The 15,776-nt window shown below is 32.7% G+C and carries 14 protein-coding genes and 1 pseudogene; 4 read left to right on the plus strand and 11 right to left on the minus strand.

Going from position 1 to position 15,776, the window contains the following annotated elements; all coding sequences use genetic code 11:
• The first annotated feature begins 56 nt into the window (after positions 1 to 56).
• A complete protein-coding gene (gene lexA / locus WAK64_RS06655; RefSeq protein WP_336586277.1) occupies positions 57 to 677 on the plus strand; it encodes a transcriptional repressor LexA in 621 nt (206 codons plus the stop codon).
• Between the two features lie 381 nt (positions 678 to 1,058).
• Positions 1,059 to 1,553, plus strand: a complete 495-nt coding sequence (locus WAK64_RS06660; protein ID WP_336586171.1) for a L,D-transpeptidase family protein — start codon at positions 1,059 to 1,061, stop codon at positions 1,551 to 1,553.
• A gap of 107 nt (positions 1,554 to 1,660) precedes the next feature.
• On the opposite strand, the gene WAK64_RS06665 is transcribed toward WAK64_RS06660, so the two are convergent.
• Positions 1,661 to 3,427, minus strand: a complete 1,767-nt coding sequence (locus WAK64_RS06665) for a M3 family metallopeptidase (protein WP_336586172.1) — start codon at positions 3,425 to 3,427, stop codon at positions 1,661 to 1,663.
• 171 nt (positions 3,428 to 3,598) lie between these two features.
• Here WAK64_RS06665 and WAK64_RS06670 point away from each other — a divergent pair, with 171 nt between their 5' ends.
• Entirely contained in the window at positions 3,599 to 4,504 is a 906-nt protein-coding gene (locus WAK64_RS06670; RefSeq protein ID WP_336586173.1) for a winged helix-turn-helix domain-containing protein, read from the plus strand.
• Between the two features lie 298 nt (positions 4,505 to 4,802).
• Here WAK64_RS06670 and WAK64_RS06675 read toward each other — a convergent pair whose 3' ends face one another.
• The 10 genes and pseudogenes from WAK64_RS06675 to WAK64_RS06720 form a co-directional block, all read right to left on the minus strand.
• Positions 4,803 to 5,363, minus strand: coding sequence for a hypothetical protein (locus WAK64_RS06675; protein WP_336586174.1), 561 nt, complete (start codon positions 5,361 to 5,363; stop codon positions 4,803 to 4,805).
• Between the two features lie 408 nt (positions 5,364 to 5,771).
• Positions 5,772 to 6,638 (minus strand): aldo/keto reductase, encoded by an 867-nt coding sequence (locus tag WAK64_RS06680; protein WP_336586175.1) that lies wholly within the window; start codon positions 6,636 to 6,638, stop codon positions 5,772 to 5,774.
• A gap of 1,438 nt (positions 6,639 to 8,076) precedes the next feature.
• A complete protein-coding gene (locus WAK64_RS06685) occupies positions 8,077 to 8,226 on the minus strand; it encodes a hypothetical protein (protein WP_336586176.1) in 150 nt (49 codons plus the stop codon).
• Between the two features lie 242 nt (positions 8,227 to 8,468).
• A complete protein-coding gene (locus WAK64_RS06690) occupies positions 8,469 to 8,945 on the minus strand; it encodes a hypothetical protein (protein ID WP_336586177.1) in 477 nt (158 codons plus the stop codon).
• A 16-nt stretch (positions 8,946 to 8,961) separates the two neighbouring features.
• Positions 8,962 to 9,186 (minus strand): annotated as a pseudogene (locus tag WAK64_RS06695) (IS1595 family transposase); the annotation flags it as partial.
• 211 nt (positions 9,187 to 9,397) lie between these two features.
• Positions 9,398 to 10,018, minus strand: a complete 621-nt coding sequence (locus WAK64_RS06700; RefSeq protein WP_336586178.1) for a class I SAM-dependent methyltransferase — start codon at positions 10,016 to 10,018, stop codon at positions 9,398 to 9,400.
• A 60-nt stretch (positions 10,019 to 10,078) separates the two neighbouring features.
• A complete protein-coding gene (locus WAK64_RS06705; protein WP_336586179.1) occupies positions 10,079 to 10,663 on the minus strand; it encodes an HAD family hydrolase in 585 nt (194 codons plus the stop codon).
• A gap of 159 nt (positions 10,664 to 10,822) precedes the next feature.
• Positions 10,823 to 11,527: a hypothetical protein gene (locus WAK64_RS06710; protein ID WP_336586180.1), complete on the minus strand. Its 705-nt coding sequence runs from the start codon at positions 11,525 to 11,527 to the stop codon at positions 10,823 to 10,825.
• A gap of 390 nt (positions 11,528 to 11,917) precedes the next feature.
• Positions 11,918 to 12,580 (minus strand): nucleoside/nucleotide kinase family protein, encoded by a 663-nt coding sequence (locus WAK64_RS06715; protein ID WP_336586181.1) that lies wholly within the window; start codon positions 12,578 to 12,580, stop codon positions 11,918 to 11,920.
• A gap of 184 nt (positions 12,581 to 12,764) precedes the next feature.
• Entirely contained in the window at positions 12,765 to 13,136 is a 372-nt protein-coding gene (locus tag WAK64_RS06720) for a hypothetical protein (RefSeq protein ID WP_336586182.1), read from the minus strand.
• 559 nt (positions 13,137 to 13,695) lie between these two features.
• Between WAK64_RS06720 and WAK64_RS06725 the strand changes: the two genes are divergently transcribed.
• Positions 13,696 to 15,483, plus strand: a complete 1,788-nt coding sequence (locus tag WAK64_RS06725) for a S9 family peptidase (RefSeq protein ID WP_336586183.1) — start codon at positions 13,696 to 13,698, stop codon at positions 15,481 to 15,483.
• Positions 15,484 to 15,776: the final 293 nt, after the last annotated feature.

The following is a 15,776-nucleotide window of genomic DNA, read 5'->3' on the forward strand; positions in this document are numbered from 1 at the left end:
CTAGAAATTCATGGTATACTAATTTTAATAGAATGAGGAGATTCGAGGTGCTGAAGATGACAAAATTATCTAAAAGACAGCAAGATATTTTAGATTTTATTAAACAGGAAGTAAGAGAAAAAGGATATCCCCCTTCCGTACGAGAGATCGGTGAAGCTGTAGGACTAGCTTCTAGCTCTACTGTTCATGGACATTTAGAAAGATTAGAAAGCAAAGGGATTATTCGACGTGACCCTACAAAGCCTCGCGCGATCGAAATACTAAATGTAGAGGAAGATCAAATTCCAAGGCAAAAAGTTGTAAATGTACCGTTAGTGGGGAAAGTAACTGCGGGACTTCCCATTTCGGCAATTGAAAATGTAGAAGAATACTTCCCATTACCAGAACGACTAGCTCCCACGGACGAGCAAGTATTCATGCTAGAGATTATGGGAGATAGTATGATTGACGCAGGAATCCTCGATGGTGATTTTGTCATCGTAAGACAACAACACACAGCCAACAATGGCGATATTGTCGTAGCCATGACAGAAGAGGATGAAGCAACGTGTAAACGCTTCTTTAAAGAGGATAATTTTATTAGACTTCAACCTGAAAACCCAACAGTGGAACCGATTATTCTTCAAAATGTGATTATTCTTGGAAAAGTTATCGGAGTGTATCGTCAAGTTCACTAAAACTTTTCCCATCATACAATTTTCAGGCTGTCGACAGAGTCGACAGCCTTTTTCCGCTATTGCTAACGAGTTTAATATGTGAGTTTCAAAAAATTGCCTCATCCATAAACTGATAACCTTGCCATCCTCAAGGCTTTTTTTAAACTATTTTATTGGGCAATTTAATAATAAATATTCCGCTTAGCTCCTTTCTCATTTTGGTTTTACCGTTCTCTAACCGTAAAGCGAAGGACATTTCTCTTTCCAACGTATTTACCTTTCCAAAAGCTAGTTCCAGTAAATTTTCATGTTTCTAGAGTTATCGAATATGTATATATAGTCTTTGAATCTCTCACGACTGATGTCGCGATTGTTCACAATTACAATAAAGGAGGAGTCATCATGCTGCATACGGTTGTTCATGGTGAAACGTTGTTTTCCATTTCACAAGATTACCGAAAGCCCATGAATGTTATTCTTTCAGCCAATCCCGGCATTGACCCAGACAAACTATATGATGGCCAACAAATAACTATTCCTGGATTACCAGATCCAATAACTTTACCTTACAAAATTGTCGTCAATTTAACTACTCGCACACTTACATTATTTAAACAAAATTCTATCATGAAGACATACCCAGTTGGAGTCGGAAAAATGTTGAGTCAAACTCCCATTGGGAATTATGTCATTATTAATAAAGCACCTAACCCAGGTGGCCCCTTTGGAACGATGTGGATGAGCTTATCAAAGCAGCATTATGGAATTCATGGCACGAATAACCCAGCTTCTATAGGGAAATATGTCTCAAAAGGATGTATAAGAATGTATAATCGAGACGTAGAGGAATTAGCTGAACTTATTCCTATCGGGACCTCCGTTACAATAGGTTGGTAAGAATACTAAAGAACATTACTTTGGAACAGGATAATTATTTTTCATTTGAAATAAGCTACCGGTCTAATTATAGACAACCGCTGATAGAAGAGCCTATCTGATGAACCTTAACTAGTTGAAAGCTGAATATATTCTTCCATATCCTTAATAATATGATCAATCGATTGCTGCCAATATTCCGGACTAGAAAGATCAATCGTAAAGTAGTCATATACTAATTCTTCAACGGTCCTTACTCCAGTTTCACTTAAGAATCCTTTAAATTTCGTAGAAAATTCACTACCCTCCTGTTTTGCAATTGCTAACAAACCTAAGCTTAATAGATAACCAAAAGTATAAGGATAATTATAAAAAGGAACGGTAGATGCATAAAAATGCCCATATTTTATCCAAACAAAAGGTTGATACTGTTCTAAGCTATCACCATAGGCTTTTTTCTGAGATTCTATTGATAATTCCTCTAACTGAGTAGGACTTAATGGGCCATCTTTACTTTTTTCATAGACTAGTTGCTCAAATATAAATGCTCCTCGAATGGCCAATAAATAATTTAAGCTATTTTGTATTTTATAGTTAAGTAAAGATTGTTTAAGTTCTACATCACTCGTCACTGTCTTTAAATGATCAACAAAAATTAATTCAAAAAAAATAGAGGAACATTCTGCGATACTCATTGGAAAACGTTCTTCTAAAAAAGAAATAGAAGGGCCATCTTTTAATTGTTTGAAATGCCATGCATGCCCTAGTTCGTGTGCTAGTATCCTTGCACTCTCTATCGTTCCTTCGTATCGTAAAGATATTCTAGATTCTCCTTCACTTAAAAATGGAGCACAAAAACCTCCAGAAGGTTTATTTGTTCTTGGCTCTGCATCTACCCAATTATCTGATATTACATGAAGGGCAAAATTAGCCATTTCATCGTCAATATTTTTTAATGAATTAAATATTTCTTCTACGGCCTTTGAAAAAGACATTTTACTTTGCTTATCTTTTTGTGAAGTCATCAATTGATGCCATGTTAGCTTATCTAGATTATTCTTTTTAAAGTCTAGATAACGAGAAAATCTTTTAAAATTATTATCTATTGTTTCCCACATTGTAAAGAGTGATTTTCTAGAGATTCCATTTAACTGAAGTGAATTTGATAAGATATCGTCTTGTTGTAGCGTATCGTTTTGGAGCAGACGTAACCGTGTAAAATTATTAAAAATCGTAGCAAAAAGATCTTTTTCCTGATCTAATTTACATGTTTGAAACTCAAACGCTTCCATTCTTTTGATTGGGTCATCATCGTTCATCGCTAAATGATTTAATTCACTAAAAGAAACTACCTTTTTATCATCATAAATGAATTCAACCTTTAATTTACTTTTAAGCTGAGTATACATAGCTTCCCATTGATTCAATTCATTTTTTGTTACGTTAATCATCTGATTTTCAAGGTCATTATAAATACTAGTGGATAAATCAAATGTAAAGGGCTGCACAAAAGAGAGACTATACCATTCACTTTGGATTTCAACAGGAAGTTTACTTATATATTTTTTCCAATCTAGTAATATAGAATGAACATCGTCTTTGAGGGTAGTTATATTGTTATGTAATGAAGTAATAATAGAATGGTCTTTTGATTCAGAACTAAGACAGTAACAATAATATTCCGCTTTTTCAAGCCTACTGCGGACCTTAGAGAAGATTTGCAGCATTTTTTCATCAAGTAAACTTTCAGCGTTGACCGTTGAAAAAGTCTCTTCTTTTAAATGATGAATTAACATTTTAATTTCATTTAATTCATTGGCTAACGTTTCATCCATTTCATTTGGATATAATCTTTGTAAATTCCAACGCGTCGGCTCATAAAAAATTTGTCTCATCAATACAACCTCCTATTTTATATAATTAAGTTCTTCAAAGTAAGAACTTATTTATAGTTCAATAATATTAGAAATAAATATATATGTAAATAAATTCAGAAATTTATCTTATGTTCTATTAATGGATTTTTTGATATTCTATATTTATATTTTGCTAATGGGAGGTAAGTAATGTCATATCGTGTAACATTGGATGATTCAATCGTTTATGAATTACTATTAAGTTTTTTATTATATAAAAGGAGGAAAAACTTAAAATATTTGTATAGAGGTACTAGTTGGGTTGAAGAAGTAAATGGTAGACTAACTGATCAATATAAAAATAAACTTGAACAATTTGATGATGTATCGTTTGGGGATGTACTATGCTTAATCATTGAAGGCTGTCCTCAAAAAGAGGATATTCATTCATTTTTAAATTGGTTTGAGGAAGCATCAATAACCACACTGTATGAGTTACTAGCACCACATTTTAAAAAAGAGGATTCTCATCTATTGCTGGATTTAGAAAATCAAAAAAAGGATTATCTTTATTTCCTGTCAGAGTGGTATTACCAGTACTTTAAATTTGAAAATATAGAGAACGAAATAGCGGGCGAGACGTTAAAATTTAGTGAAAAAGCCGAAAAATATTCACCAGAAAAAATGGTCGAGGCGTTTGCTACTGGCCTTAAAATAGAAATTCCAACAATTAAACACGTTGTTCTAATTCCGTCTCTTCACTTTCGTCCGCTCCATACTTTTAGTATTTTTAAAGAAAAAATGTTTGTGTGGTACCCTGTAAATTTAAAGGAATCAAGAGAAGATATTTATAACATTTCAAAAGCACTAGCAGACAAAAAACGTTTACAGATACTTCAGTTTCTTTCAAGAAATAAATATAAATTTACGGATATTCTAAACTACATAGGCGGAGCCAAAGGGAACCTCCATCATCACCTTATGATATTACGATCTGCAAATCTTATACGCGTACACCTGTCTAGTAATAATCAATTTTATCTCAGTACACGTACAGAATTTGCTACTGAATTAAACGAGAAAATGTTAGATTTTATTCAAAATACTACTGATTAGTATTGCTTGTAAAACTAAGTACCAATTTTTCAAGAATAATGGAACGAGAAAAAGCCGATGTCCTTAGCGTACGGAAAATCGGCCTTTTCTATTTGGAGTATGAAATTCGTGTTCTGTTTGTGATATCCTTATATTTATTTTGACGATATTGATTTGTCACAATGTGTAAATTACCGATTTATTCAATTACCACTAGTCATTAAAAAGTAACTAACCACTATGCCACAAAAGCGTCCAATTTGGGAAGACTTGAATTCATATATGTTGGGGTTCTTTCTCCACTCTAGCCCCCGACTATTTAATACTTGTTCTCATAAAGCAATTCCCCTTCATTTGAATAAGCAGAGGCAGTAGTTTCTCTTTCATTACCATCATTCTGGTCTGATAACAAATACCAATACCTTCTCTCGTTATTTTCTATTATAATTGCATCCTTCTGAGTTTTGTTATATTTAATTGTAATCTTACTGATTTCAGGGTCAAATACTTCACCTAAAAATACCGTTGAATATAAGCTTTCTTTACCTAAATCTACTTCACCTATATGCCTCGTTGATTGATTAAAAGAAAAGGGCTTTATATCAGTATCAATAGTATTCATAAAGCCTCCACTTCCTTGAAAATCCCAGCCATCCTCTTTTTTAGAAAAGTGGAGAATTCCATATCCATTAGAGAGCTCATAAAGTGAGAATGCCGTTTCTTTCATTTCTTGAGTATAAAAAATAGCTGTAGTTGGTATATCACTTTTTAATGACGCTTGTTGTATTGTATTAAAGTCTTTTTTGGTCTCGTCAACTACATTCCTACAACCTGAAATAATTATTAATAGTACACTAAAAGATAAAAACCACCGTTTCAATTTCATATCCCCTAATCTTTAATTTAATTCAATCTTTTCTATTGACGAACTTAATTTCGTAGGTTGTTGACCACAGCATGTGTCCTCTCAAATAATGTTTCCCTACCCAATGTATCTTTTTCATGAACTATTTATTATTAGCCTTACTACCTTCACTGATATCGACTACCCTTCAAAATGTATCCTACTCTTTTATGTATTAATAGGGTGACAGTCGGCTTTCTACTCTTGCACACTTTTCTTACTCTTTTTCAATACCATTAAAAGAATTCAAAATTTCTTTTAGCTCTACAAGTTATATTTCACTATATACTATCAGATAGGCTAATCGCTGAAGACTTGAATTTGAGATTATTTTTAGACTTAATCATTGAAGCAATCTTTTGTTCAATACGAATCCTACTATTCTTAATTAATTGGATGATACTTTGATATTGGGAAAATATCATCCAGCTGCTCAAGATCATCTTTATCTAAATTCCAGCTTAAAGCGTTCAAATTATCATTAATATGTTTCATATTTAGTGCCTTTGGAATAGTAATAAGTTGTTCTTGCCTTAACACCCAATTCAGAGCCACTTGATACGCTGATGCGTTATATTTAACAGCTATTGAATTCAATACATCACGTTCCATTGTACCGACCTCTGGAAATCCATTCATACCAAAAACTTTCGGGGCATAACCGAACGGAGAATACCCCATTACCGTTATGTTATTTTCCTTACAGTACGGCAAAACATCTTTCTCCATTCGTCTATCATTTAAATGATAGACTACTTGATTGGAAATTAATGGGACACTATCTAAATAGTGCTGAGCTTCTTTCATTAACTGAGGTGTAAAATTACTTACACCAACATACTTCACTAATCCCTTATTCACTAACTCAGCCATCGCTCCCATCGTTTCCGAGATTTCATATTGTTTGCTTGGCCAGTGCTGTAAATATAAATCTATCTGACTCGTCATTAAACGTTCTAAACTGGCTTCTGCTGCACGCAGAACACCCTTATATGAACAATTTTTTGCAGATACTTTTGTAACAAGAAAAACATCTTTTCTTACATCCTGAATTGCTTGACCTACAATTTTTTCAGCTCCTCCATTCCCATACTCTTCCGCAGTATCAATTAATGTGAGGCCATTTTCTAAACCAAAACGAAGTGCTTCTATTTCTTGTTTTTCGTTGGACTTATTCTCCCCATACTTCCAAGTCCCCTGTCCAATTGCAGGAATTCGTTCCGATGTGTTCCCAAGTCTACGATATAACATAGATTCCTCCCATTCATCATTTCCAAATAAATACTAGCCAATTTGTTTATAAAGAATGACTAGCGATTTCAAAGCCTTATTTAGTGGGCAATTATTTTTCATTCTAAACCTCTGATAAATAATCATTAAATTTGTCGTGAAGTTTAAATTACCTTTTAAAGATTCTTTAGTTTCTTTATCAATCAAATTTAAAGAAAAAATAAATTACCATTATATCCGTCAATCATCACCATAAAGGAATAAATTACAGATTCAATGATTTCGTTCTGCTGTTCTTTTAGATTCATTTTATCTTAACCTTAATCTGTATTAAGGATACTTCCACATGATAATCTTTAAGCGACTAGTTGAACTTGCTTTTCATTTAACACCATAACACCCCACTTAAATAATATTGCTCCTTGTTCAGGTCCATAGCTCAATTCTTAATATGTTTGATCTAATTCTTGCGCAGGATTCTATAGTTCTCAATTTCAATAGAATCTAAAAAAGAATCAAAACAGTCTACAAGAAAAGCCACCAATTACTTGAAAAACTTATCTATCATTTTCTTCTAAGTATTTTTATATACTCTAGCATTTTTTAAATGATTTTGATGATACTTTATTTCTTTTATTCCTCTTCAGGTAGTGCATTTCACATTCCTTTACAGATTTGATTTCGTAAATACAAACCACGAAGTAGACTTCCTACAACTATGAAAGAGTATCGTTAGTACAAACTCCATTTTACGTAAATGTAACAAAATTACTAATTACAATTAAACCGTTTGCTTAATACCAATTATTTCAAAGATACATAAGTTAGACAATCATAAAAATTAAAATTGACATTTTTCTTTTTCTTGAACTGAGACTGGATAATGGCTTATTTTCGTAGATTACAATGGTCGACAAAGGATTTTTTTTAAAATTATCGAATTCTTTATTTTATATAGGTTTAGGTTCCATTTACTATGATGTCCTATTGGGAGAAAAGTAAATGGATAACAAATAAATCGTTTGAATGTAGCGAAATATGATGATTAAGAGGAGGAGACATGAAGTTGGATAAAAAAAAGTATTCTATCGTACTAATGTGCATTCTATTTAGCCCATTATTAATATTATTACTAATAAGAAGAATCACAGTCATCAATATTGGAAACTTACATATAGGTGAAAAGACAGAGTAAGTGGCTACTTGAGTTCCAAAGTAACCAATTTATTTAAAAGAAGTCATTATTAAAATAGAAAACTAAACCAATTAAGAAAATGATATTATTATAATGATTAGTGTCTATATGTATTGTATGTTTCATGAAATTTATTTTATAGCTGATCCAATAAGTGGGATTTCTGAACAATCTTTCGAAGGGTGTATGCTTCTTTCTTTTTCGGTAAAGTTAAGATCTGATCCGATTTTAGCTTTACCAACTGCGTATCTACCTAATACCATATTACTTCAATAACGTTTTGTTAAAAACTTTGGTTACTTCTGCATATCCTACTAGATATTCCATAGTCGGTAATTTGGGGTTAGAATTTATTCCAAAATCTTTAATGATTTCTTCAGATTTTTCTTTTACTTTAATAAAATTAAACTCCATTTATAATCCCCCTCATCTTCCTACCAGCTGTTCACTAATTTTCTAGGTTCGCTTCATACAATTATTTCAAAGACAGCTAGTTTAGACAATCCTAAAAAGATACATTTCTTATTCCTTAAATGTACCCTATCCTTAAAAGACTTGAGCTAGTTTTGTGGCAATTTGGTTCCATAGGTTCTGGTAAATTTTAATGATGATTATTAATCGAATAATAGAATAGATCAAAATACAGCTCAGCTTTACTAATAATTAGTTATTATGACTGAATAGACTTCGAATGGTTCAATATTTATTTCACCTTCCGCCACTTCCCCTTCAATTTCTTCTACCGGAAATCCATCATGATAGGGAAATTGCAAAAATTTAATAAGGATTGGTTCTATATTATCAATAGTCTTGTAATTACGACCAAACGGTAATTTTTTGTGGAAATCAGATATAAGATTGAATCGTAGCCCTGCAGATTGCCAATCAAACCAAACATAAAAAATCATATTATGGTCACTGTTTTTAAATACTTGTTCTTTTCTATTATTTTGAACTTGATTAAAGAATAACTTTAAATCTTCAGTTGTAAATTCGTTGGCCAATTCTTTTTCCATGGAAATAGACCAGGTATTATTGGATATTTCATTATCAAGGTCGTTAATAGAATTTCCGATAAATAACCTATCTTCAATAATCTCGTCTAATTCTTTTAAAAAATCTTCTTTACTCATAGTTTCCTCCTAATTGCTTTGAAATGGTAACTTTTGTACGGTCTCTGGCAACAAGAATAAAAACTTGTTCGTGGCTCATTCCTCTATGTTAAGATTTTCTGCCACGCTTTCGAGGTTGGCGTTCTGAAATGCTTCGCTTCCTTCTTCAGAGTATATGAAATAGACCTCTTCTACTTCAACAATCCCTTCAAAATTTTCAAAAAACCATTTGTTTAAGTGCATTTTGTCGTTTATGTCTCCATTAAAAAAGTGGAACCGAAGTTCTTTGTAATAGTCAATTGACCGTAATAAATCCCTAACTGGTAAAATGCGCTTCATATAATCCTAAGTTTTGTTCAACATTTTATTTTCTTAATACTAAATATTGAATCCTTCTTGAATTTAACTGCCTGGTTCTTAGAAGCAGAACTAGACATCGTCTATACTCCTGCACCCTTTAATTGCGGATCATTTTAAACTATTTTTCGCAAAACTATTTTTCTATACATACCGTTGAAAAGTATTGGAAGGTCCTCTTCAATGGAAAGCTTCTCTTTCTGATTTTCATACATTGTTTCAAAATTTCTTCCAATGTCAGTACCAAACACCTGTATAATCGGTCTTAATATTTGCTTCAAAAAAGCAAGGTTTTTATCTTTCGGAGCGAATTTATCAAAGATCATAATTTTGCCTTGCGGCTTTAATACTCTCGCCATCTCCTCCATACATTTATCTGCATCAGGAACAACCGTCAAAATAAGGCTTGCCACGACCAAATCAAATTGATTATCAGAAAAATCCATTTCTTGTGCATCCATATTAAAAAATTCAATTCCAGAACCTTTAAATTTAGCTCTTGCTTTATCCAGCATATCATTGGAATAATCAATAGCGATAATAGTTAACTCTTTATGATTGATTAACTCTAAATCTGCTCCAGTACCCACACCAACAAAAAGAATTTTATCTTCACTCTTAAAAATACTGTCTCTAAATATTCTTTTTCGAGCTTCAAGAAACTTTCCTGTATTAAAGAACTTGTCATACACAACAGACCCAAATTTATAGATAACTTTATTCCAACGATTGTTCATCATTCACCTCATTCTAAATAATGGAATAACAAATTTATCTTTCTTCAATTAAAGCACTCGTTAGTTCAATAACTGTTGACTAACATGTTCAATCCATTTACCTCTATTGTCTGCAAGTAAAGTATTCCAACCTATTTTTCGTGCTTCAATCAAGTTTTTCTCTTGATCATCAACAAACAATACGTTTTCTTCAACGTTTAAATAGGGATTAACTTTTAAATATATATCAACTTCTGGTTTACAAAATCCCACATTACTAGAAATAGTTATACTTTTTATGTAGTCTTCAACAGGTCTAATTATATGTTTCACCCATTCAATACGATGATTACTTAAAAAATGAATATTAGCATACTTACTCCACAACGGGATTTCCTCAAGAGCGGGCAAAGGTTTTATTGAAGATAATAATTGGTTTGAAGCATAACCTATTTCGATTGTCGGGAATCTTTCAACCAATATAGCCCAAAATGTTTGTTCGTTCATTTTTCCAGTCCATAAATCTTTGCGGACTTCCTTTCTAAACGTCATAAGATCCTCATATTTAACCTCAAATTTTGAAGATAAATCCTCCCAAAATATTGGTGAAAAGTTCGTTGCTATCACTCCTGCAATATCTAATACTAAATCAGTTTTTTTGTTCAACCATTCATCCTCCCAATTTCAATCAAATACTTTATTTTGCTTATTCTAGCTTTCTGTAAGTTCAATCAAAATACTGTTTTTATTTTATCACTCTAAAAATGGCCTTAAAAAAAAGCGGCATATCAATTTAGATATACGCCCTTTTAATTGAACACTACTCTATATCTTATTTCGATATTCAAGTAATATTGTATGTAATAAATCCTTATCAAAGCCAACCTTATTCCCTATAATCTCTGTAAAGTCACTTATCGTCCTTTTAGTATCTTCTTTATATAAGCCTTCTGTTGTACTTAAAGTAATACTCCAATTGTCGAATTCCCAATGAGCCATTTCATTCTTATAAAGAACCCGACTCTCTATTAATGGTATCGGTCTAATAATATTTTGAGAGATTTCAGCAGCTTTCATAAAATATCCTTTTTCTAACGGGGTTGTTTCATACGTTTGTCTTGAAACTTTTCCATTCGGTCTGTGATAGAGTATTTCTACATGATTACGTAGTGGTTTCACCTGTATCTTTGCTGCAGGAAAGAATCCACTGAGTTTCTCATCAGTAAAATCTTCATTATGTCCATCTATTAGAATAGGCATAATCCATTGATCGCCCAAATCGCATAAATAACGATTTCCTGATTCATCTAATGCTACTACTGCTACATGGGCATCTTCAGTGTTTAGATTATGTCCTATTGGATATGCTTCTACTCCATCTTTACGAAATTCATCCAGAAGCCAAATAGCCAAATCAAAGCAATTGCCAGTAAGGCCGTATCTTTGTCTATGCTCTCTCATGAGAGAAATATCTCTTTGTTTGCCAACCTTCTCTTTATTATAAACCCATAGCTTACTTAATGTTTCCATTGGGAAGTCATCAAACTTCCTCCATGTTTTAAGAATAACTTCATTTGTTAAAATAATAACACCCCTTTTACTAAATTAATTAACATTATAATAGTGGTTCTTCCCATAATACCCTTTATTGATGAGGGCTTACATTTCAAGATTATCCTAAAATCCCCACTCTACTCTTTCACGAATTAACAAGCTTTTGTACAAACTAGCTTATCAACCATAACAATTTAGTGATTTATTTGATAACTATTTTCAGAACTCGAAACTTAAACCATTCCCCACATTTTAGTAGGTCTAGTCATCGTTTTCCTTTCACCTCTTGTGTACTTTGTTGAAATAACGAATATAGAACATCGTTATTCTTTCACTAACACTACCTTTAGCGAACAAAAAAAATACTCAATGTTTAATAAATTCCATATTATGTAAATCGTTATTATTAATGACTACATCAGCATTCAATTGAGGTGAATCTTGCTCTAAATAAAATTTCGAAGCTGCATGATATCTTTTAATGAACATTTCTTCAGCTTCTTTATAACTTCCAAAGGCTCGTTCCTCTCGTTTAGCCCCTCTTTTTCTCGCTAATTCAAAATCAGTATGAACGAATATTTTAAAATCAAATAAATTAACCAATCCCTGCTTGAATAAAAATGTCCCATCTACAATGAAAATCATATCCTTGGTTGCTACTTTTATTTCTGGATTAACATACTCATCCTTTGCTAAATCTAAAGAAACCAATTGGTAATGAAGGTTTCCGCTTGGTCCTAGAGGAATTAGAAGCTTCTGCCTAAAAGACTCATAATCATGCGCATCCTCATAATACCCAATAGCTGATATCTTCCCTTGCTTATAACGAGTGGTTCTTGGATGATGAAAATTATCTATACTTGTTCTAATTACCTTCTTTTTTCTGGATAGAAGTTCCTCAGCAAGCTCATTAGCAAACGTCGTTTTTCCAGATGCCGTTATTCCACTAACTCCCACTCGCACAGGGTGATCTATTTTTAAATTTACTATTCTATCAGCTAAATCAGAAATAAGTTTGCTCCTCAACATTTAAGTGCCTCCTCTTATTAGTCTTTTGTAGTTCATCTCTCGATTTCATTCTCTTAATCTACTAACTAGGTCTCTGATAAGAATCAAAAAGGTTGTTATAGAAGGGAAAAACTGCTCAACGCTTTTACGAAAAAGACATTCTGACCGAGGAAAAATAGATGTTAGCCACTTTTTCTTCCCTACTTTAATGTAATTCTTTTATTCCAGTAATAATAGCTAACCACAAGTTTAATGTATATTCATCATTTAACACGTCGACTTTATATTTTCTACGTTCCAAAACATTCATAAATATAAGTGAAACTAGTTCTCCTTCGACACAAATATTGCTACTTTTGTCTTCAATTACAAACTTTTTTAAAGCAAAAGTATATTTTGCTTCGTACTCCTTTTTACCAATTAAAATAGTATATTCCTTAGAAAGTTGGTTCTTCAGCTTCTTCTTATATATCGCTTTTTCACTTACTGTTGCTACAATATCATTTTCTTCATTGTAAATATCAAATTTCTTGTTAATAATATTTTTTGATAGCGTAAGTACTCCACGAAAAACCAATTGATTTTCGTCATAATAATAGTATATTGGTTTAGGTCTTATTTTGGGACGAATTCTTAAAATCTGATTCCCATCTATATCTGATAAAAAACGTTGGAAAAGAATAAAAGTGGAGCGCCGATAATAATAGAGTTCGCCTTTTTATCATATCCTAAAACATTTCGATTTAAAGGAAACATACACTTAAAGAAATACCCTCTTGATTTGGAATCCATGCAATTTTGCCGAGAAAGTTCCCTTTAACCGCCATTTCGTTTAATGATCTTTTTTACAACCCAAATCCAATAATAACATAAATATCCACCCTTACTTCTCTCCAAAAATGAAAAAAGCCGCCTATCATTATTTCTTCTTTCATCCATGCCCATCTGTAGTCGTAGAGAAAATCCAACCAAAAACATAGAATACTTTTTACTAAATAGAAATAGAATGATAGTGCGTGTTCAAGAGGGAGATTATTTCTTTCCTAGACAACGAGTAAGGAGACTATAGCTCTTTGAAACCTGAATTAATCAAACTTATTTGAACAGCTTTAAATTTGAATAAAGGAGGATTTTGATTGGTTATTTATAAAAAGCCAGATGTAGAGCAATTTTTACGTGCGTATACAATTCAAGATTTTGTCCTAAACAATGATGAAAGTCAGCTCGTTTTCAGTACAAATATTAGTGGGAAATTTAATTTATGGGGAATGGATTTACCGAATCAATTTCCATATCCTCTTACATTCAACGATCAAAATTGTAAAGGACTCTGCTATGACAAAGACGGTAATTTCATTATTGCTGCATTTGATCATAATGGAGATGAAAATTCACAACTATACATGATCACACCAGATGGAGGACAACTGAATCCAGTTAGAACCTCAGAAGGACATCAGTATTCACTTCCAATTTTATCTGATGATGGTAATCGATTATACTACACGTCAAATAAGGATGACTCTACCTATCTTAAAAGCTATTGCTATCACATTGATACCGGAGATGAAGAGACAGTCATTTCTGGAGACGCTGCCGCTACATATTTAGTGGATGTTAGCCCAAATGAAAAAAGTTTTGTGTTTCTCAAGTTTTACTCTACTACGCATATTCCAGCCTACGTAAAATTAGATGAGGAAGTGATTCCTCTTACACCAGAATCAAGTGAACAACACTCAGTAACAGATGTTATCTATACCTCAGAATCAGACATTTATTTCATTACAAATTGTGATGAAGACTTTTCTTATATTGCAAAATTTAACATAGAAGAAAAAGAGTTTAGTAAAGTCGTTTCACTTGAAGGTCAGGACTTTAAAACAATTAAGTACGATAAGAAACAGCACCTTTTATATTTGGTCAGTGAGAGCGGTGTGGAAGACCAATTATATTCTTATGACATCGACACAGCCAAATTAACAGAACTTGAAAGTCCTGTTGGAATTATCAACAAAGTAGAAGTGACTAGACAAGGTAATGTCTATTTAGTTGGTACATCCGCTACAAACCCTTCAAATATTTACAGAAAAAAAGTAAATGAACAATGTTGGGACAAGCTTACGAATAACCGTATTTTAGGCATGAATGAAGAACAGCTTGTTAATCCGGAAGTAATCTCCTATCCATCATTTGATGGATTGGAAATTGAAGCGCTATACTATAAAGCAAACTCGTCAACTAGTAACGGTCACGTCATTTTATGGCCACATGGAGGACCTCAGTATGCTGAACGAAAAACCTTTATTGGCGTGTTTCAGTATCTCTTAAGTGAAGGTTATAGTATTTTCACCCCTAACTTCCGTGGCTCTACCGGATACGGCTCGGCATTCACAAAAATGGTTGAAGGAGATTGGGGACAAGGCCCAAGGCTTGATAATATTGAAGGTCTAGAATTTCTATTTAGAAATGGACTCGCTGATCGTGAAAAAGTTTTTGTTATGGGTGGAAGTTTCGGTGGTTATATGGCCTTATTACTTCACGGTAGGCATCCAGAATATTTTAAAGCAATTGTCGATATTTGTGGACCAAGTGATCTTCTTTCATTCATTGAAACAGTGCCAGACCATTGGAAACCAATGGTGACACAGATTGTTGGGGATCCAAATAAAGATAAAGATAAGCTTATTGAGTACTCGCCGATTACTTATTTAGAAAATATGTCTAAGCCTATGCTCGTCATTCAAGGAGCAAATGATCCGCGAGTGGTTAAAGAAGAATCTGATCAAATTGTCGCTGTATTAACTGAAAAAGGTCGAGATATTGAATATATGGTGCTAGAGGATGAAGGCCACGGGTTAACTAAAAAAGAAAATGAGTTAAAAGTTTATCGGGCAATAAACGAATTTTTCACTAAACATTTGTAGCCAAATAGATTCATATTACATGTAAAGTTACAAATGACAACACACGACAAGTATCACCGTGTGTTGTCATTTTCTTATTATGGTAGATATTATTAAGCTTTTACTTCAACTTTCCCCCTTCTATTCTTTTTTCAATACATTTAAGAGAATGGCAGTAATTAAGAATGTCTGAATGACACCTATTTAGATTGCATCGTTCCTCATGTTATAACACTATTAACTATCTCAAACACCCTTCCTATCATATGAACAGATGTTTCAAGCTGTGCTGTTAAAGCAATACCTCTTCCACT

It is taken from the genome of Bacillus spongiae (genome assembly GCF_037120725.1).
GTDB classification, from domain to species: Bacteria; Bacillota; Bacilli; order Bacillales; family Bacillaceae_K; genus Bacillus_CI; species Bacillus_CI spongiae.